The sequence below is a fragment of the Escherichia sp. AM3 genome, assembly GCF_032029835.1.
GTDB classification, from domain to species: Bacteria; Pseudomonadota; Gammaproteobacteria; order Enterobacterales; family Enterobacteriaceae; genus Escherichia; species Escherichia coli.
The window spans coordinates 1-236 of record NZ_JAVUPQ010001307.1 but is presented as its reverse complement, the minus strand read 5'-3'; the positions used below and the strand labels follow the sequence as shown (position 1 = coordinate 236).

At 59.7% G+C, this 236-nt stretch carries 1 protein-coding gene; it reads left to right on the top strand.

The features are described 5' to 3' along the window. Positions 1-236: TolC family protein (locus RTW80_RS30815; protein WP_312722062.1), on the top strand; the 236-nt coding region annotated here is incomplete at both ends.

Here is a 236-nt window from a genome sequence, read left to right as displayed (position 1 = left end):
CCCTCGGTGAGCCAGCAGGCTGCGCAACTGGGGATCGGCCAGGCACAAATAGACGAAGCGCGCAGTGGCTGGATGCCACAAATAGCCCTGAACGGGAGTACGGGTCACAGCCAGACCACCGATTCAAGCGGCTCGTTGCGAAATTCCGCAGCCTGGGGCCTGAGCCTGACGCAGCTGGTGTACGATTTTGGCAAGACCAATAACAGCATCAGCCAGTCTTCAGCTCAGCGTGACAG